The following is an 18,182-nucleotide window of genomic DNA, read 5'->3' on the forward strand; positions in this document are numbered from 1 at the left end:
TTTTTTGCAGCAGCGCAGTGTAATCCCCTTGCTTGCGGCTGCCGTAGTTCTCGGCGAGCACTATCTCGAGGCCGAGCTCTTTGGCCCACTTTTCCACGCCCTTGCGGGTCATGCGCGGGAAAAGAGAGTCTTCGCCGATGACGGCGATGCGCTTGACGCCGATGTCCTTGGCAAGATGAAGTGCGCCTTTCTGGTAGTTCTCGGCGTAGTCGATGGTGTTGAATACGTACTTTCTGCCTTTTTCCCAAATAACGGACGAGGCGGCAGCAAATGTAATCATGGGCATCTTGTACCGCTCGGAAATATTGGCAACCGCATCGGTGATCCCGCTTGAATAAGGAGAAGAAATGATGTCGACCTTGTCATCGGTAATCAGCTTCTCATAGAGCTTGATGGCGGTCTGCTTGTCCGACTTGTCGTCCAGGTACTTGATCTTGACTGTATGGCCCAGGAGCCCCCCGCGTTTGTTCACATCCTCGACCCACAGCTTGATCGAATTGAGGCTCCGGCCGGCCGGTTCGGAATAACGGCCGGTCTGTGAAATTGCACCACCGATCAAAACCGTGTTGTCGCCGCGGTGATCGGCAAGCGCGCCATGCGCCGCGGTCAGGCCGGCGACCAACAGGGCCCCCGACAAAAGTTTCGGCAGTAAGTGGTTCATCGCTTCAGCTCCCCTGTTCGTGGCCGTGCGCATGTCTTCAAGCATCCGCTTAGACCACAGCGTGAATAGGACCGGTACAGAATATCAGGTATCAATCGGCGTATTTCCAGCAAAATAGACTACGTCCTTTGCGGCCGATTGTACATTACCGCGGTGGCGCCACGTTTCGCGCCGCCGGCGGCGATTTGGCGCTCTTGTCGATGGCCGTCAGTTGCGCTTTGGCGGTCGGGGGGAATCGGCGGATTGCCAGCGCCGCGCCCTGGTCATGGCGCCCGAAGTGCTGCCGGTCGACGAGCCCTCGATCGGCCTCGAGCCGCGCTTCATCGACATGGTCTTCGAGATCCTCGACGATCTGCAGAACACGGAAGGCACGACCATCATCATGATCGAGCAGAACGCCAAGAAGGGTGTCGAATTCGCCGACATCGGCTATGTTTTGCTCTCGGACCAGGTGGCCATCGCCGGTTCGGGCGACGAGCTTTTGCAAGACCCCCAGGTCGGCCGCCTTTTCCTGGGCGGCTGAAGGGCGGCATAGGGCGGCACTCTTACGCTGAGGTGTTGGGCCGGAACGGCATGAATGAAGGCGCCGCAATTCTCGCCATCGGCGATATCCACCTTGGTACGGCCTGTTCGGGCCTGCCTGACGAGATTGCCGCCCTGGGTCTCGACCCCAGTGAACTGACGCCCGCCGCCGCGCTTGAGCTTTCGGTCGATTTTGCCCTTGCCGAGAAAGTCGACGCCGTGCTGTTTGCCGGCGACGTCGTGGAAAGCACGAATGCCAGGTTCGAGGCCATGCCGTCGCTCGAGGTGGGCGTCCGGCGGCTGGTGGAGGCCGGCATCGCGGTCGTCGCCGTGGCCGGCAACCATGACGTCGAAGCCTTGCCCCGGCTGGCCACCCTGATCGAGGGCTTCAGCCTGCTGGGCGCCGCTGGCCAGTGGCAGGCGAGGGCGATAACGAAGAACGGCCGCCAGGTTGCCGAGATCGTCGGCTGGTCTTTTGGCGAGCGCTTCGTGCGTGAAAGCCCGGTTGCGCGGCTTCTGAAGGAGCCGCTCGAAGCGCCATCGGCAGCCATCCCGAGGATCGGTTTGCTGCATGCCGATCTCGACGCGGCCGGCGGGCACTACGCGCCGGTCAGACGGGCCGAGCTTGAAAATACCGGCTTCGAGGCCTGGTTACTCGGCCACATCCACAAGCCTTCTCTCGACAGTCTGTCGGCGGCGCCGGCGTCCCGGCCCATCGGCTACCTGGGCTCCCTCATTGCGCTCGATCCCTCGGAGACGGGCCCACACGGTCCATGGCTGGTGACAGTAGCCAAAGACGGCAAGCTTCGGCTGGAGCAGGTGCCGCTCGCGCCTCTTCGCTGGGAGCACATCGATGTTTCCATCGACGGGCTCGAGCTTGCCGAGGACGTACCCGACAGAATCCTGGACGAGGCAGCAAACTATGTTCGCCTGCTCGGCGAAACCGATAGCGCCCCCCGCGCCCTTGGGCTGCGCGTGCGGCTGACGGGGGCCAGCAGCCAATACGCGGAAATCCGGCGACTTATGGCGGGCAGCGATTGGCGCTCGCTGAGGCGTGTCGTTGACGACACCGCGGTCTTCGTCAACAAGATTTTCGATGCCATGGAGTTGCCGCTCGACCTGGTGAGAATTGCCGCGGGAGACGATCCGGCAGCCCTGATGGCGCAACGCGTCTTGATACTTCAGCAAAACGGGAATGGCTCGCGGACCCTGCTCGAAAAGGCGCGGGCCCAATTGCGCAAGGTGGCCCAGGAGGATCTTTGGTCGCCCCTTCAGGATCATCGCCACGCCAGCGACCCGCTTGCGGACAATGCCTTGCGCGAGATGCTAATCCGGGCCGGCAAGGCGGCCCTGAACGCCATGCTGTCCGGGAGCGATCCGGCGTGAGACTCAAGCGACTTGCCGTCAACCGGCTGCCCGGAATCAGCCAGTCCTTCGAGATCGAACTGGCGGAGGCCGGATTCCACGTCGTTTTCGGGCCCAACGGGATCGGCAAATCGAGCATTTGCCGGGCCGTCGAGAGTTTGTATTGGCAAGACCGCGGGCCGGAGCCGCCAACCTCGGTCAGCGGCGAGTTCGAGTTGGACGGCGAAACCTGGTGGGCCGAGCGCGAGGGCCCGCGGCTGCGCTGGCAGCGCGGCGGCGAGGACAGCCTGGCGCCGGACCTACCCCCTTCCCACACCCGCCATTGTTTTTTCCTGCGCCTCCTTGACCTGATGGATCTCTCGCCGCATGGCACCCAAGACATCGCCTCCGAGATCCGCCGCCAGATGTCGGGCGGTTTCGATCTCGATCAGATCACCACGGACCTCTTTGCCGGCGCCGGCCCACGCCACGGCCGCAGCGAGTGGAAGGATTTCAACAGGGCATCGCTTGAGATCCAGGATGCCGAGGGAAGGCAGTCGGGCCTTCAGCGCCGCGCCGACCAACTGCAATCCCTGAACAGGGAACTCGTCGAGGCGGACCAGGGCGCGCATCGCCTGCCGGCTCTGGAACGCGCTCTCGGGCTTGCCGGGCGTCGCCAAGAACTTGCCGCCATCGAACAAGAGATGGCGATCCTGCCCGGCGCCCTGGCCAAGCTTGGCGGCAATGAGGTCGAGGAAATCGAGCGACTGCAGGCCCAGGTCGATGAGCTTGGCGAACGATCACGCGAGCTGCAAAAGCAGATGCACGATGCCAGCCAGGCGCAACGGGATATCGCGCTGCCGGGGATTTTGGAAGCTGGCGAACTTGCGGCCTGGCAGTCCAAGGCGAGCGAACTCGGCCGCTTGGAATTGGCGCTCCAGGCGGCCGCAACCGACAATCGCAGTTGTCTGGCCGAGCTTGCCGCGGCGCTCTCCGCCATGGGCGGCGGCGAGGTCGATGAGGTTGAGCTGAACCTCGATGACCATGGCCAATTGTTCGAATTCCTGCGCGACGCCGAAGCCCACAAGGCCAGGACCGGGGTCGTCGAAGAAAGGCTGCGCCTTTTGTCGCAGCTCGGCGGCCCCGAAGGCAATCAGCACAACCTCGACAAAATTCGCGATGCCGCGGATGTCTTGCGTTCCTGGCTGCGGGCGCCAGCGGCCCAATCCCTAGGCGGCCGCATCCGGGCGCGGCCATACTGGCTGGGCTTCGCTTGTGTCCTGGTTGTTGCGGGCGCCGCGCTGGGCCTCGCTGTCGATCCGCTGTTCGCCGTGCTCATGGCCATCGCTGCCGGCGTGGCCGGGCCGGTGCTGCTGCCGAGCAATCCGGGAGCCCGCGATGGCGGGCGCAAAACCGCCGAGGAGAGGTTCGCAAACCTCGGTCCCGAGGGGCCCGATATTTGGGACATTCCCTCCGTCGAGTCCCGCTTGCGCCAACTCGAGGGCGAGGCCGCAACCCTTGACGCGCATTTGCGGCGCGAGCGCGATCGTGACGTGGAACGGCAAACCCTCAAGAACGAGCTGGAAGGCTTGGCGGCGACGGAAACTGGCCTCGAGGCCAGGAGGCAGAGCCTGCAAGACGGCCTCAAACTTGCCGCCATCCGGCCCGATACGGAACTCGTCGATTTTGCCCGAGGGCTCGATCAGCTCCGCTCAGCCCGGCGCAAGCAGGTAGGTGCCGCGGCCAAGGTTGCCGACCTTGAAGCCAGGCACACGGCGCTGCTCGAGGAAATGGCCCGCATCCTCGAAGACCACGGCGAGGCAGTGCCGACAGATGCCGCAACGGCCGGGGCGCGGCTCGACAACCTGGATAGGCGTAATACGCGCCTGATCCAGGCCCAGACCGACCAACGACGGGCCGCTGAGCAACTGGAGCAGGTTGCCGGCGATCAGGCCGCGGCCGGCAAATCGCTGCGGCGCATCTACGGCCGAGCGGAGCTCGAGGACGGTGATTTGCCTGGCCTCAAGGCGCTGTTGAATTCGTTGCCCCACTATGCCGGGCTGAAGCACGCCGCCCAACGCCTGGCAAGTCAGAATGAGCTTGATCGGGCCGAGCTTGGCAAGGCCGAGGAAGCCGAACTGGCCGAAGGCAACGCCCCGGCGCTCGAGCAGTTGCATGGCGAACTTTCCCAAAAGGCCGGCAAGGCCGGAGAATTGCGGGGCGAGATAGCCGAGATCAAGGCGCAGGTGGAGGCTGCCAGAAGCACCAGCAATGTTCAGGATCTGCTTTCCCTGCGCGAGCAGGCCCGGACGAAATTGCAGGACCGCCGCTTTGAGGCGCTGTTCGAGGGCGCCGGAAGGTTTCTTGTTGGGGCCGTCGAGGAGGAACACGAGCAAACCCAGATGCCGCGCGTTTTCGAGCGCGCTCGCAACCATTTTTCGGCTTTTACCCATCATGGCTATGAACTTCGTTTGGCCAAACAGGGCCAGACGCCACGCCTGATCGCAAGCGATCTGGCGAGCGGCGAGGGGCGGGGCCTGGACGAACTTTCAGACGGCACCCGAACCCAGTTGCTGTTGGCGGCGCGACTGGCTTTCGCCGAGGAAGTCGAGGGCGGCAAAACCCTGCCCTTGTTCCTCGACGAGGCGCTCGACCAAAGCGATCCGGCGCGGTTTGCCGCCATGGTGCGCAGTCTCGGCCGGGTGGCAAAGGATCAGCAACGCCAGATCTTTTATTTCACCAGCGATCCTCTCGATATCGATCGAATCCAGCAGGCCCTGGCCGAAGAGAACTGCGAAAAGGCCACTTCCAGCGATTTGGGCCTGATTCGCACAAAGGCGGCAAGCGTCAGCGGGCCGGGGGCGCTTAAGGTCGGGCCGAGATCTTCGGTCCCGGCCCCCAACGGGGCCTCAAGCGAGGAATATGGAGCCAAACTTGGTGTCCCGGTACTGCGACCAGCCCAGGGTTTTGCCGCGCAGCATTTTTTCTATGTGCTTTGGGACGAGTTGGACTTGCTGCATGATTTCCTGGTGCACGGCATCGAGCGGGCGGGCCGATGGAAAACGGTTTCGGGCACCGCGCTGGCCGACAAGCTGGGCTCGCGCTCGCTATCTTCGCGGCAGATCGCCTTGCGGCTGGACTTGCTCGAGGTCTTTTGCGAGTTGTGGAAGCAAGGCAGAGGCCGGCCCGTCGATCGCCAGGCTCTCGAAAACAGCGCCGCCGTGACCGAGCGTTACCTCGATGACGTCGTGGCCATCGCCGCTGAATTAGGCGGCGATCCCGAGCGGCTTCTCGCCGAACTTGCGGAGAAAAAGGATCCCCGCCTGAGAGGCTTCCGAAGCGCCAGTTTCGACCAGCTGGAACGATACCTGCACGACCACGGCTACCTCGACGACCAGCCCATCCTGACCGGGGACGAACTGCAGCTGCGCGCCTTGACCAGCCCGGCAGCCAACGAACTGGCCGCCGGCCCGGCCGGCGAATGTTTGCACCGCTGGTGGAATTGGGCCGCTCAGGCGTAACCGGGCGGCGGCTGGAAGCCGGCGATTTGCTTCGCCGTCAGCTTGCAAAATTCGATGGCCGTGCGGTCCTCGCCCTCCGCCGCCACGGCCTGCAGGCCCAGCGGCAGGCCCGCGGCCGTGAGGCCGGCCGGGGCCACCGTCGAGGGCAGATAGACCATACCGGGAAAGCCGGCCCAGAAGAGCTGATCGGTGGTGGCCTGCTCACGCCCGTTGACGGTGATGGTGCGCTCAAAGCGCTCGCCGGCCTGATCGTGGGGCCAGGCCGCCGAGGAGGCGGCCGGGCAGAGCAGAATATCCCAGTCCTCGAAGAAGGCCGCCCATTTGTAGCGCATGGCCTGGCGTTCGTTGTCCCAGGCCAGCCATTGCCGGTGGGGCAGTCCGGCGGCCCGCGCCACCCGCGCCAGGTAGGCCGGATCGTCGGCCGCCGTCTCGGCCCGGATCTGCTCGAAGAAGGCCAGTTTGTCGGGCCTGAGGCCGGGTGAGGTGGCGGCCCATCGCAGCATTGTGAAAACCTCGAAAGCACGCGCCGTGTCGATCTCGGGCCGCGCCGTATGGCTGACCGTGGCGCCCGCCTTGGCCAGCTCGTCGGCGACGTTCTGCAGGCAATCCTGATAGGGCTGGTCGACCTCGGCCACGGCGTCGCTGAGCATCACGGCAACGCGGAAATCCTTGAGCGCGGTGCGGCGCGGCGGTGCCAGCTCGATCTTCCAGGCGGCGGCTTGCAGGACGTCCGGCCCGGCCATGACCTCTAGTGCCAGTTCCAGGTCCTCGGCGCCGCGGGCCAGCGGTCCCACGGCGGCGATATCGGGCATGGTCAGCGCGCCGGGTTTGGCCTGGCCGCGCCCGGGCACGATGCCGAATGTGGGTTTGTGGCCGAAAACGCCGCAATAGTGCGCCGGGTTGCGGATCGAGGCGCCGATGTCGCTGCCCGCCTCCAGGCCGGTCAGGCCGGCCGCCAGGGCCGCCGCCGAGCCGCCCGACGAGCCGCCCGGGGTCAACGCCAGGTCCCAGGGATTGTTGGTGGTGCCGTGGATGGCGTTGAAGCTTTGCCAATCGGCCAGGTCGAGCGGCACGTTGGTCTTGCCGAAAATCACCGCCCCGGCATCGAGCAGGCGCTGCACGACCACGGCGTTGGTCGTGGGAACGTTGTTCTGGAGGGCGGGATCGCCCCAGGTGGTGGGACTGCCGGCCAGGTCGTAGGATTCCTTCACGGTCATCGGCAGGCCGTGCAGCGCTCCCCAATCATCTCCCCGGGCAAGCGCCGCGTCGGCCGCCCGGGCACGTTCGCGGGCGGCGTCTGTGTCCATCCAGATGATGGCGTTGAGCTTGGGATTATGGGCCTCGACGCGGGCCAGGAAATGCTCGAGCAACTCGGCGGCGCCGATCTCTCCCGCCTTGATGCGCCGCACCAATTCGTGTGCCGGGGCAAAATGCAGCTCCGTCATAAGGTGTGCTCCCGCTCGGAGGATGGCTGGCTTCAGTCGGAGGCAAATTCCAGGATGACGCCGCAGGCTTCTTCCGGAGCGACGCGGACGACGCCGTCGTCGGTGCGCAGGTAGGGCACGGAGCCGGCCTCGAGGCAGGCCACTGTGGCGTCGGTGTCCGCCACCCGCAGGCTGAGCGCGGCGATCCAGGGCAGCGCCAGGTCTTCGGCCACCTTGATGCCGGGGTAGAGCAGACCGAGGTCGGTCGGCGTCACGAACATGATGCGGTCGCGGCCGGTGAAGACGGCCAGCGTGTCGTCCGTGGTCGAGCCGCTGCCGGCGCCGAAGATGGCCTCGTAGGGCTCGATCAGGCCCTCGGGATCGTCGACCACGACGGTCACCGCGGTAATGGCTTGGGCGCCGTTGGCGTGGACCTGCCATTCCGGGCGCCAGACCAAGGCCGGGTCGAGGTGCTGGGTCAGCATGAGCGTCAGGTTGGGCGTCGCCTCGGGCGGCAGGTGCAGCAGCCGAAAGCGCGGCTCGGCCGGGCCTTCGGGGAGCTCGAGCGTGCGCGAAAGATCCTCCGGTGCCGGGGCCGCCAGACCGGCAGCCGCCAGCGCCGCCGCCGCCTCGCCGGCGTCGTCGGTGGCCAGCGCCACGGCCGTCAGGCCCTGGCGGTGGTGCAGGAACTGGCGCAGCACCGGGTTGGCGGCGCTATCGTCGACGATGCTCAAAAGCTCGATGTAGTTCTGCGGGAACATCAGGCAGGTGTTGGCCGTGCCCCAGCGCGGATGCCGGCCCATTGCACTCAGGGTGAAGCCCAGACGGGCAAAGCTCCGCCGCGCCGTTTCGAGATCGTGGACGCCCACGAGGCAGTGATCGATACCGTTGATGCCATTTGCCATGGCCGCATTCTCGGGTGCCATGAGGGCGCTGTAAAGGGTGACGAGAAGCGCGCCGCCCCGTTCTTGCCCCGCTACCACGGGCGGCCTATTGTCGGCGGGCAAAATCAAGTCCACGCCCAGCCCGGAGAACGACCATGGCGGACCTCGACGACATCAAGGACGGCAAGGATTTCGGCGTCGGCATCGAGGCCCGCAACGAGGCCTTTTTCCTCAAGGGATCGGGGGCCCTGGATTGGGGCATGCAGAACCGCCTGGCGCGCATCTTCAATCCCCAGACCGGGCGCACCGTGATGCTGGCCTTCGACCACGGCTATTTCCAGGGGCCGACCACCGGCATCGAACGCATCGATCTGCAGATCGTGCCGCTGATCCCCCATGCCGACGTCTTGATGTGTACCCGCGGCGCGCTGCGAAGCTCCATCCCGGCCAGCACGCAAAAGCCCATCGTGCTGCGCTGCTCGGCCGGCCAGAGCATCCTGACCGAACTTTCCAACGAGCTCATCGGCGTCGACATCAACGATGCGCTGCGTCTCAACGCCGCCGCCATGGCGGCCCAGGTCTACATCGGCGCCGAGCACGAACACAAATCCATCGCCAACGTCATCAAGCTGATCGACAGCGGCACCCAGTACGGCATCCCCACCCTCGCCGTCACCGGCGTCGGCGCCGAGATGACCCGCGATGCCCGCTATCTCGGCTTGGCCACGCGCATCGCCGCCGAGATCGGAGCGCATTACGTCAAGACCTACTATATCGAGGAGGGCTTCGAACGCGTGGCGGCCGGCTGCCCGGTGCCCATCGTCATCGCCGGCGGCAAGAAGCTGCCCGAGCTCGAGGCCCTGACCATGGCCTCGCGGGCCATCCAGGGCGGCGCCCGCGGCGTTGACATGGGGCGCAACATTTTCCAGTCCGACTGCGCCCTGGCCATGATCCAGGCCGTCGCCGCCGTGGTCCACCGCGACGAGGCGCCGGACCAGGCGCTGCAGATGTACCAGGACCTCAAGGCCGACATCGAGGGCGGCCGCTCGGCCGCGCAATAGCGGCGCTTGGGGCCGCGCTCTGGCCCATTTGCCACCCCCACCCCAACCCTCCCCCACAAGGGGGGAGGGGGCTGTAACCGGCCGTGACTCTCATTTTTTTTACCCCTCCCCCTTGATGGGGGAGGGCAGGGAGGGGGTGTTTTTTCGTTGCAAGGAGCTCGTCTCAGCGTAAGTCCGAATTCCTTCACAAACCCTTTCGCGGGGAAGCCGAATAGGCTCAGGCCCGACCGGCGGCAAGCTTGAGCCGCCTTAAGCCAAACGCTCGAACATCTGCTCGTCGACCGCCTTGCCCCATTGCTCGGCGCTGAGCTCGCGACAGAGCGAAAAGCCGAAGTCCTGGTAAAGCCGGCGGGCGGCATCGAGGCCGGCGAAGGTCCAGAGCCAAACGCGGGCGAAACCGACGTCGTCGCAAAACGCCATGGCCTCGGTCATGAGAAGCCGGCCCAGCCCGCGGTCCTGGCAGTCCTCGGCCATGATGAACCAGCGCAGATGGGCGGCACTGCCGTCGCCCGTCTCGCCGCCGTCGATGGTTGATGGCGCCGACCATGCGATCCTCCAGATAGGCGCACCAGAAGCCGTCGAGGGCAGGATCGAAGCGTTCCAGGAATTCCCCCAGCTCACGCGCCACTTTGGCCTCGAAATAGAGCCCGAAGTCCCAGTGCCGGCTGTAGTAGTCGGCGTGCAACTCGGCCACCCGGCCCAGCGCGCCGGGCCGGTAGCCGCTGATCTCGATCTCGCTCTCGCTCTCGCTCATGGCGGACTCCCGAGGAATAGAGGGCGGCGCTATGATCGTCGTCGGCATAGCCTGCTGTAAAGGAGTAGCCATGGAGGCGGTCAACATCGCAGAGAAGTTCGATCTCTTTTCCGACCACTGGAAACCCCGGATCGTCGGGCGGTTCAACGACACCCACGTCAAGCTGGCCAAGCTCGAAGGCGAGTTCGTCTGGCACAGCCACGCCGATACGGACGAGTTCTTTCTTGTCCACCGGGGCGAGTTGACCATCGAGATGCGGCAGCAGTCCGTGACGCTGCGGGCCGGCGAGTTCTTCGTCGTGCCGCGGGGCGTCGAGCACCGCCCGCTGGCCGCCGCTGAGTGCGAGATCGTGATGATCGAAGCGGCCGGAACGCTGAACACGGGCGAGGCCGGCGGCAGCCGCACCGTGGCCGATCCGGAGTGGCTGTGAAGGCGATCCATTTCGTTTCCAACCCGATCTTCGATAGCGCCAGCTTTCCCCCCGAACACCCGCTGGGCTTTCGCCGCGTCGGCGCCGTGATCGAGCTTTGCCGCCTGCTGGGCTGGCTCGACGAGGAACGCCTGGTTATGGGCGACGAGGCGCCCCGGGACGTTCTCGAACGCTTCCATACGCCCGACTACCTCGATGCCCTGCAGGCCGCCGACGAAAACCAAACGGCGTCCCGCGAAGTGCGCCGGCGCTACCGCCTGGGCACGCCCGACAACCCCATCTTCCCCGGCATGTACGCCCGCCCGGCACGGGCCTGCGGCGGCTCGCTGAAGGCGGCCCAGTTGGTGCAAGCGGGCGGCGTCGCCTTTCACCCCGCCGGCGGCACCCACCACGGCCGGCCCGACCGGGCGGCCGGGTTCTGTTTTCTCAACGATCCGGTGTTCGCCATCCTGGGGCTTTTGGACGGCGGCGCCGAGCGGGTTCTCTACGTCGATTTCGACGCCCACCACGGCGACGGCGTACAGGACGCCTTCGCCGCCGAGGAACGCGTCTTCACCTTCTCCGTCCACGAGGCCGGACGCTGGCCGCGCACGGGCGATCTCGACGACCGGGGCTTGGGCCGGGCGCGCAACTTGCCGCTGCCGGCCGGCGGCAACGACAGCGAACTGGCCTGGATTTGCGAAGCGGCGCTCGGGCCCTGGCTGGCCACCACGGCGCCCGACGCCCTGGTCGTGCAGTGCGGCGCCGACGGCCTCTTCGAGGATCCGCTGTGCCGGTTGGAGTATTCCAACGCTGCCTTGTGGCAGGCCGTGGCGGATCTGGTGGTCAGCGTGCCGCGGGCCGTGGTGCTGGGCGGCGGCGGCTACCACCCCCAGGCCTTGGTGCGTTGCTGGAGCGGGCTTTGGGCCACCCTCGACGGCCGCACCGTACCCGCCGAGCTGCCGGCCCAGGCCCGGGCCTTGCTGGCCGGGCTTGGCGGCGGGCGGCAGCGGCACGCCGTCGAGCCACGGCTTTTGACCACCTTGGCCGATCCCCCTCGGCCGGGAGCCGTGCGCGACGAGGTGCGCCGGGCCGTGGCCACGATGGCGGCCGGATGAGGTTGCAGGTGACGGCGGCGGTCGTGAATTTGTTGGTGTCTACAAGGGGTTTGTGTATATAAGCAAATTCTAATAGGCAGCGCTTTCCGGGTCGGAGTGGAGATCTCGGGCAGGGGGGCGAACGAAGCCGGGACAGCGAAGATTTCATAGCTTACCTTCAGCCCCTGAAGGCGCGAGATTGGGGACGGTGAACCCGTCGATCGGGAGGAAATGCGCAATGGACGCAACGGAGAAACATGGGCTCAGCCGGCGCGGCTTCTTTGCCGCGGCCGGCGCCGGGGTCCTGGCGGCCGCGGGGGTATCGGGCTCGGCCCGGGCCGACCTGCCGAAGATGAAGGCTGCCATCGCCAAGGAATTCGGGCCCGGCCCCTACAAGAAAAACAGGGTTCATCTCAAGACGCCGATCATCGCCGAGAACGGCCGTGTGGTGCCCATTCAGGTGACCGTCGAAAGCCCCATGAGCGACAGCGACTACGTCAAGCGGGTGGGCGTCTTCGTGCAGGAAAACCCCAACCCGGAGGTCGCCGTCTTCCATTTCACCCCGGCCTGCGGCAAGGGCTGGGTCAAGACCAATTGCCGCATGAGCAAGACCTCGCCGGTCATTGCCGTGGCCGAAATGAGCGACGGCTCGGTCCACATCACCCAAAGCACCGTCAAGGTGACCATCGGCGGCTGCGGCGGCTGAGGAACCTTGGAAGGAGATAGAAAAAATGGCATCGGCACGCATGAAGGTTCCGAAGAAGGCCGAGAAGGGTGAAGTCATCACCGTCAAGAGCCTGATCAAGCACGCCATGGAAACCGGCCAGCGCAAGGGCAAGGACGGCAAGAAGGTGCCGCGCATGATCATCAACAGCGTGGTCTGCACCTATAACGGCCGTGAGGTCTTCAAGGCCGACTGGTGGCCCGCCATCGCCGCCAACCCGTACCTGTCGTTCAACCTGCGGGCCGAGGATTCGGGCACTGTCGAGCTCTCCTGGACCGACGACGCCGGCAAGACGGTCAAGCAATCGGCCGAGATGGAAGTTATTTAGCGCCTGATGACGCCGTCCCTCCGCGGGTGAGGGATCGAAGCATTCGGAAACAGCGGGGGATACTTCGGCGTCTTCCGTTGCCGCCGGTCAGCAGAACGGAAACGCCGACATGTTGAGCCGCCGTGACTTCCTGCAGGTGACCGCGGCCGCCGCCGCGCTGTCGGCTGCGCCGGGCGGCCTGGCCCGGGCCGCCGGCAAGCAGGCCATCGGCCAGGACGAGCTCTTGGCCTTCGAGCCGCTGGGCCAGGTGACGCTCTTGAATTTCACCGACTGCCATGCCCAGATCGTCCCCATCCACTTCCGCGAGCCTTCGCTGAACCTGGGTTTCGGGGCCAACCGGGGCTTGCCGCCGCACATCACCGGCAAGCAGATGCTGGCGCACTTCGGCCTGCGCCCGGGCAGCCCCGAGGCCTATGCCTTTTCGTCGCACGATTTCGTGGCCCTGGCCCGCGATTACGGCCGCGTCGGCGGCCTCGACCGCCTGACCACTCTGGTCAAGGCCATCCGTGCCGAACGCCCGGGCAAAACGCTGCTGCTGGACGGCGGCGACACCTGGCAGGGCTCGTTGACGGCGCTGGAGAGTCGGGGCGGCGACATGGTGCGGCTGGCCAACGCGCTGGGCGTCGAGGCCATGACGGCGCACTGGGAATTCACCTACGGCGCCGAGCGCGTCATGGAACTCAAGGACAAGCTCGACTTTCCCTTCCTGGCCGGCAACGTCAAAGAGCTCGATTGGGACGACGACGTCTTCGAGCACACCGCGACCTACCAGCGCGGCGGCCTCGAGATCGCCGTCATCGGCCAGGCTTTTCCCTACACCCCCATCGCCAACCCGCGATATTTGATTCCCGAATGGTCCTTCGGCATCGAGGAGGAACGCCTGCAGGAACGCGTGACGGCGGCTCGTGAGGGTGGCGCCGACCTGGTGGTGGTGCTGAGCCACAACGGCTTCGACGTCGACCGCAAGCTGGCCGGCCGGGTCGCCGGCATCGACGTTTTGCTCACCGGCCACACCCACGATGCCATCCCGGCGGCCGTCGAGGTGGGCCGGACGCTGCTGGTGGCGGCCGGGTCGCACGGCAAGTTCCTGGCGCGTTTGGACCTCGACGTGCAACATAAGAAGGTCCGCGCCTATCGCTTCAAGCTGATCCCGGTGCTGGCCGACGCCATCTCGCCCGATGCCGAAATGGCGGCCCTGGTGGCCGAGCAGCGCGCCCCCCACAAGGCGCGGCTCGACCGCGTGCTGGGCCGCACCAGTACGACGCTTTACCGGCGCGGCAACCTGGCCGGCACCTTCGATGACCTGATTTGCCAGGCGCTGATGGCCGAGCGCGACGCCGAAATCGCACTGTCGCCCGGCTTTCGCTGGGGGGCGACGCTGCTCCCTGGCGACGACATCACCTTCGAGGCCGTGACCAACCAGACCGCCATCACCTACGCCAACGCCTACCGCACCGAGATGACCGGCAGTTTCCTGAAAGAGGTACTGGAGGACGTGGCCGACAACATCTTCAATGCCGATCCCTACCAGCAGCAGGGCGGCGACATGGTGCGCACCGGCGGCCTGGGCTTCACCATCGATCTCGGCCGCCGGATCGGCTATCGCATCTCGGGCCTGACGCTGTTGCGCAGCGGCCAGCCCATCGAGGCCGGCAAGACCTACGTGGTCAGCGGCTGGGCCTCGGTCAACGAGGGCACCGAGGGGCCGGCCATCTACGACGTGGTGAGCAGCTACGTCGAGCACAAAAAGTTGATTCGTATGGACCCCAAGCCCCATATAAGGGTGGTTGGCCTCTGAACGATTGCGCCTGGGTCCCGGGTCTTACATGAACATTTTCGACATCAGTTACCTGGCCGCCGGCAGTGCCGGCCTGATCAGCTTTCTCTCACCCTGCGTGCTGCCGCTGGTGCCGGCATACCTTTGCTTCGTGGCCGGCACTTCGCTCGACCAGATGATGGAGGGCGAGGACGGTGTGGACAAGGTGCTGGCCCGGCGCATGGCGCTGTCGGCACTTTTCTTCGTGCTCGGATTCTCCACCGTCTTCATCTCCATGGGAGCGACGGCCTCGGCGTTGAGCGCGCTGATCTTCGACCACATCGACATCATCGGCAAAGTGGCCGGCGTCGTCATCGTGGTCTTCGGGCTGCACTACATGGGGCTCTTCCGCATCCGCATCCTGGAGCGCGAGGTGCGCTTCAATCCCCAACGCAGGCCGGCCGGCTGGCTCGGCGCCTACCTGCTGGGCCTGGCTTTCGCCTTCGGCTGGACGCCCTGCGTCGGCCCCATCCTGGCCACGATCTTGACGTTGGCCGCGTCGAGTGAATCGCTGGGCTACGGCGTTTCGCTGCTCACCGTCTATGCCTTGGGGCTGGGCATCCCGTTCATGATCGCGGCGCTCGCCATCAATCCCTTCATGAACTTCCTCAGGCGCTTCCGCCGCCACATCCGCAAGGTCGAACTGACGGCCGGCGGCCTTTTGGTGGCGACCGGCCTGATGATCTTCTTCAACAAGCTGGGCGAGTTCAGCTACTTGATTCTCGAGGCCTTTCCGGCGCTGGGAACTATCGGTTAGAGCATCGCCCGGTTAGATTTTCGCATTCTGACGGAGGCAATTTGGTCCGAGGGCAGGAGGTGGGCGCAGCGTGTAGTGGGACTACTCGCAAGCCCGCCGACGCCGCCTCGGATCAAAAGGACCCGCCGCAGGGTATCAGAATGGGTAAATCCAACCGGGCGCTGCTCTACAGCCCGTCGTAGTAGGCCTGCAGCACCTGCACGATTTCCGGCCGGCTGAATTCCAGGGGAATCTCCTCGTGGTTGGCGAACATTTCGCGCAACCGCGTGCCCGAGATATTGAGCCGCTCGTCGTCGCCGTGGGGGCAGGTGCGGCCGGTGGCCAGGCTGCCGCAGGAAAAGCAGAAAAAAGTGATATCGATCTTCAGCGGTTTGGTCTCCAGCGCCCCTGAGGGGATCTCGTCGAAGATATGCTGGGCATCGAAGGGGCCGTAATAATCGCCGACGCCGGCGTGGTCGCGGCCCACCACCAGGTCCGAACAGCCGAAGTTCTGGCGGAATAGAGCATGCAACAAGGCCTCGCGCGGCCCGGCGTAGCGCATCTCGATGGGGTAGCCGGCCTGGACCACGGTGCCGGGCACGAAATAGTTCTCCACCAGGGCGTCGATGGCGGCCACCCGCACGTCGGCCGGGATGTCGCCGGGCTTGAGCTTGCCCAGCACCTGGTGAATCAGAAGACCGTCGCAAATCTCGACGGCGATCTTGGCCAGGTATTCGTGGCTCCGGTGCATGGGGTTGCGGGTCTGGAAGGCGGCGACGCGCGACCAGCCATTGGCGGCGAAGGCCGCGCGGGTCTCGGCCGGGCGCATGTAAAGATCGGCATGGCGGCCCGGAAGGTCGCCCTCGTCCAGCACCTGCACATGGCCGGCCAGGTTGACCTCGGGCTGGGCCATCACCTTCTCGACACCGGGGTGGGCCGGATCCTCGGTGCGGAAGACCGAACGGCATTCCAGCGCCTTGTCGATCTGGTATTTTTCCTCGAGCGTCATGAGCGCCATGATGGTGCCCGCTTCGCCGTCCACCAACGCCACCTCGTCGCCGAGCTTCAGGCCGGCAGCCAACTCGCTCGAGCAGGAAAGCGTAATCGGGATGGGCCAGAAGAGGCCGTCCTTGAGCTGCATGTCGGTGCAGACGCCGTGCCAGTCGTCGTGCCCCATGAAGCCCGCGAGCGGCGAATAGGCGCCCATCGAAAGCATCAGCAGGTCCGAAACCTCGCGGCTCGATAGCGGTATCTGGGCAAGTCCCGCGGCATGCGTTAGGGTCTCGGCGCGTTCCACCGCAGTGGCCAGTAGGGGCTTCAGCGCCCCACCATGAGGCTTTACCAGTTCCGACATGATTCCTCCCGATCTTCCCGACAATATGTTTGTTGTTGGCGGCTGGAGCCGCGATTTTTTGTAGCAGATGATAGCGGCCTCGGGCTATCATTAAATTCAAAAGATCTAATGAACGAATTGAATGTAAATTGGGTTTGTTTTTCGCCGACAAAAAAAATTGGCTGGGTGGCTTAGTGGGGGCTATTTTCGGCGTAGGGCAGGGAATCATGAATTTATCCATATGTGACAAAGGGTTATTCGATATGAGCCAAATCCGGCGGAGGCCGGCGTGAGCAGCGATCCCGGCAGCACCATCCTGGTGGTCGGCGGCGGTATCGTCGGCATCAGCGCCGCCGTGGAGGCGGCCGAGGTGGGTTTTGACGTCGTGCTGGTGGAGCGCGAGGCCAGCCTGGGCGGCCGCGTGGCGCGGCTCAACCGCTACTTCCCCAAGCTCTGCCATCCCGCCTGCGGGCTCGAGATCAACTACCAGCGCCTGCGCCAGAACCCGCGGGTGCGAGTCATCACCATGGCCGAGGTGGCCACGATCGAGGGCCGGGTCGGCGATTTTCAGGTAACGCTCAGCACCCGGCCGCGCTACGTCACCCAGGCCTGCACGGCCTGTGGCGATTGCGCCCGGGCGGCCCAGAGCGAAGTGGCCGATGCCTTCAATTACGGCCTCTCCAAGGTGCCCGCCGCCTATCTCCCGGAGAGCCAGGCCTATCCGCTGCGCTACGTCATCGCGCCCGAGGTCATCGGCACGCCGGAGGCGGCGGCCCTTAAAGACGCCTGCCGCTACGGCGCCGTCGACCTCGACGAGCAGCCCGGCAGCATCGAGTTCAAGGTCGGCGCCGTGGTCTGGGCCACCGGCTGGCGGCCCTACGATGCCGGCCGCCTGGAATCTTATGGCTACGGGCGGCTGGCCAACGTCATCACCAACGTCGAGATGGAGCGCCTGGCCGCCCCCGAGGGCCCCACAGGGGGCCGTATTTTGCGACCCTCGGACGGACGCGAAGCGCAACGCCTGGCGCTGATCCAGTGCGCCGGCTCGCGCGATCTCAACCACCTGCCCTATTGCTCGCGGATCTGCTGCATGGCGTCGTTCAAGCACGCCGCCTATGTGCGCCAGCAATACGCCGAGGCCAGCGTCGACATCTATTACATCGACATCCGCGCCGACAACAAACTGGAGGCCTTCTACCGCCGCGTCGCCGACGACGACCGCATCCGCCTGATCAAATCCAAACCCGGTGCCATCGAGGAGGACACTGATAAGAACCCCATCGTCAAGGGCGAGGACACGCTGAGCCGCGAGCTTTACGGCAACACCTACGACCTGGTGGTGCTGGCCGTCGGCATGCAGCCGAATGCGGCGCTCGAGGCGCCGGCGCTCGAGCTCAGCCAGGACGATTATGGTTTCATCGTGCCCGACCTGGCGGCGGGCCAGATCGTGGCCGGCGTGGCAGCGGGACCGCTGGATGTCTCGATGTCGGTGCAGTCGGCCACGGCGGCGGCGCTGCGCGCCATCCAGGCGCTCAACGCCAGCAAACGAGTGGCGGCGGAGTAGCGCC

The 18,182-nt window shown here is 65.6% G+C and carries 15 protein-coding genes and 1 pseudogene; 11 read left to right on the forward strand and 5 right to left on the reverse strand.

Annotated features, from left to right (window positions below; genetic code table 11):
* Positions 1-706: ABC transporter substrate-binding protein (locus QGG75_19430; GenBank protein ID MDP6069401.1), on the reverse strand; the 706-nt coding region annotated here is incomplete at its 3' end.
* A 208-nt stretch (positions 707-914) separates the two neighbouring features.
* On the opposite strand from QGG75_19430, the pseudogene QGG75_19435 reads away from it, so the two are divergent.
* The 3 genes and pseudogenes from QGG75_19435 (at position 915) to QGG75_19445 (ending at position 6,048) form a co-directional block, all read left to right on the forward strand.
* Positions 915-1,184 (forward strand): annotated as a pseudogene (locus tag QGG75_19435) (ABC transporter ATP-binding protein).
* A 50-nt stretch (positions 1,185-1,234) separates the two neighbouring features.
* The gene (locus QGG75_19440; GenBank protein ID MDP6069402.1) at positions 1,235-2,569 is read left to right on the forward strand and encodes a DNA repair exonuclease; all 1,335 of its coding nucleotides are present in this window, start codon (positions 1,235-1,237) and stop codon (positions 2,567-2,569) included.
* Positions 2,566-6,048, forward strand: a complete 3,483-nt coding sequence (locus QGG75_19445; protein ID MDP6069403.1) for an AAA family ATPase — start codon at positions 2,566-2,568, stop codon at positions 6,046-6,048. Before QGG75_19440 ends, QGG75_19445 begins: the two co-directional genes overlap by 4 nt.
* Here the strand turns inward: QGG75_19445 and QGG75_19450 are convergent.
* Positions 6,039-7,493, reverse strand: a complete 1,455-nt coding sequence (locus QGG75_19450; protein MDP6069404.1) for an amidase — start codon at positions 7,491-7,493, stop codon at positions 6,039-6,041. The two genes, QGG75_19445 and QGG75_19450, sit on opposite strands and share 10 nt — an antisense overlap.
* Before the next feature lie 32 nt (positions 7,494-7,525).
* Positions 7,526-8,398: a VOC family protein gene (locus QGG75_19455; GenBank protein MDP6069405.1), complete on the reverse strand. Its 873-nt coding sequence runs from the start codon at positions 8,396-8,398 to the stop codon at positions 7,526-7,528.
* 113 nt (positions 8,399-8,511) lie between these two features.
* On the opposite strand from QGG75_19455, the gene lsrF reads away from it, so the two are divergent.
* Positions 8,512-9,417, forward strand: coding sequence for a 3-hydroxy-5-phosphonooxypentane-2,4-dione thiolase (gene lsrF / locus QGG75_19460; GenBank protein ID MDP6069406.1), 906 nt, complete (start codon positions 8,512-8,514; stop codon positions 9,415-9,417).
* Between the two features lie 249 nt (positions 9,418-9,666).
* On the opposite strand, the gene QGG75_19465 is transcribed toward lsrF, so the two are convergent.
* On the reverse strand, positions 9,667-10,038 hold the full coding sequence (locus QGG75_19465) for a GNAT family N-acetyltransferase (GenBank protein ID MDP6069407.1): 372 nt from the start codon (positions 10,036-10,038) through the stop codon (positions 9,667-9,669).
* A gap of 203 nt (positions 10,039-10,241) precedes the next feature.
* Between QGG75_19465 and QGG75_19470 the strand changes: the two genes are divergently transcribed.
* The 6 genes from QGG75_19470 (at position 10,242) to QGG75_19495 (ending at position 15,302) form a co-directional block, all read left to right on the forward strand.
* The gene (locus tag QGG75_19470; GenBank protein MDP6069408.1) at positions 10,242-10,601 is read left to right on the forward strand and encodes a cupin domain-containing protein; all 360 of its coding nucleotides are present in this window, start codon (positions 10,242-10,244) and stop codon (positions 10,599-10,601) included.
* Positions 10,598-11,698, forward strand: coding sequence for an acetoin utilization protein AcuC (locus tag QGG75_19475; protein ID MDP6069409.1), 1,101 nt, complete (start codon positions 10,598-10,600; stop codon positions 11,696-11,698). The genes QGG75_19470 and QGG75_19475 overlap by 4 nt, the downstream gene beginning before the upstream one ends.
* Positions 11,699-11,915: 217 nt before the next feature.
* Positions 11,916-12,383 (forward strand): thiosulfate oxidation carrier protein SoxY, encoded by a 468-nt coding sequence (soxY, locus tag QGG75_19480; protein MDP6069410.1) that lies wholly within the window; start codon positions 11,916-11,918, stop codon positions 12,381-12,383.
* 25 nt (positions 12,384-12,408) lie between these two features.
* Positions 12,409-12,729, forward strand: a complete 321-nt coding sequence (gene soxZ / locus QGG75_19485; GenBank protein ID MDP6069411.1) for a thiosulfate oxidation carrier complex protein SoxZ — start codon at positions 12,409-12,411, stop codon at positions 12,727-12,729.
* 109 nt (positions 12,730-12,838) lie between these two features.
* Positions 12,839-14,527 carry a thiosulfohydrolase SoxB gene (gene soxB, locus QGG75_19490; protein ID MDP6069412.1) on the forward strand — a complete coding sequence of 563 codons (1,689 nt, stop codon included), beginning with the start codon at positions 12,839-12,841 and terminating at the stop codon, positions 14,525-14,527.
* A gap of 28 nt (positions 14,528-14,555) precedes the next feature.
* On the forward strand, positions 14,556-15,302 hold the full coding sequence (locus QGG75_19495; GenBank protein ID MDP6069413.1) for a cytochrome c biogenesis protein CcdA: 747 nt from the start codon (positions 14,556-14,558) through the stop codon (positions 15,300-15,302).
* Positions 15,303-15,468: 166 nt separating this feature from the next.
* On the opposite strand, the gene sat is transcribed toward QGG75_19495, so the two are convergent.
* Positions 15,469-16,635, reverse strand: a complete 1,167-nt coding sequence (sat, locus tag QGG75_19500; protein ID MDP6069414.1) for a sulfate adenylyltransferase — start codon at positions 16,633-16,635, stop codon at positions 15,469-15,471.
* A gap of 268 nt (positions 16,636-16,903) precedes the next feature.
* Between sat and QGG75_19505 the strand changes: the two genes are divergently transcribed.
* A complete protein-coding gene (locus QGG75_19505) occupies positions 16,904-18,178 on the forward strand; it encodes a CoB--CoM heterodisulfide reductase iron-sulfur subunit A family protein (GenBank protein MDP6069415.1) in 1,275 nt (424 codons plus the stop codon).
* Positions 18,179-18,182 lie beyond the last annotated feature (4 nt).

Source organism: Alphaproteobacteria bacterium, assembly GCA_030740435.1.
Classification (GTDB): Bacteria; Pseudomonadota; Alphaproteobacteria; order UBA2966; family UBA2966.

Excerpts from the sequence above, each read along its gene's own strand:
- QGG75_19440 (MDP6069402.1), top strand. The coding sequence starts at position 1,235 with ATGAATGAAGGCGCCGCAATTCTCGCCATCGGCGATATCCACCTTGGT.
- QGG75_19450 (MDP6069404.1), bottom strand. The coding sequence starts at position 7,493 with ATGACGGAGCTGCATTTTGCCCCGGCACACGAATTGGTGCGGCGCATC.
- QGG75_19455 (MDP6069405.1), bottom strand. The coding sequence starts at position 8,398 with ATGGCACCCGAGAATGCGGCCATGGCAAATGGCATCAACGGTATCGAT.
- lsrF (MDP6069406.1), top strand. The coding sequence starts at position 8,512 with ATGGCGGACCTCGACGACATCAAGGACGGCAAGGATTTCGGCGTCGGC.
- QGG75_19470 (MDP6069408.1), top strand. The coding sequence starts at position 10,242 with ATGGAGGCGGTCAACATCGCAGAGAAGTTCGATCTCTTTTCCGACCAC.
- soxY (MDP6069410.1), top strand. The coding sequence starts at position 11,916 with ATGGACGCAACGGAGAAACATGGGCTCAGCCGGCGCGGCTTCTTTGCC.
- soxZ (MDP6069411.1), top strand. The coding sequence starts at position 12,409 with ATGGCATCGGCACGCATGAAGGTTCCGAAGAAGGCCGAGAAGGGTGAA.
- soxB (MDP6069412.1), top strand. The coding sequence starts at position 12,839 with ATGTTGAGCCGCCGTGACTTCCTGCAGGTGACCGCGGCCGCCGCCGCG.
- QGG75_19495 (MDP6069413.1), top strand. The coding sequence starts at position 14,556 with ATGAACATTTTCGACATCAGTTACCTGGCCGCCGGCAGTGCCGGCCTG.
- sat (MDP6069414.1), bottom strand. The coding sequence starts at position 16,635 with ATGTCGGAACTGGTAAAGCCTCATGGTGGGGCGCTGAAGCCCCTACTG.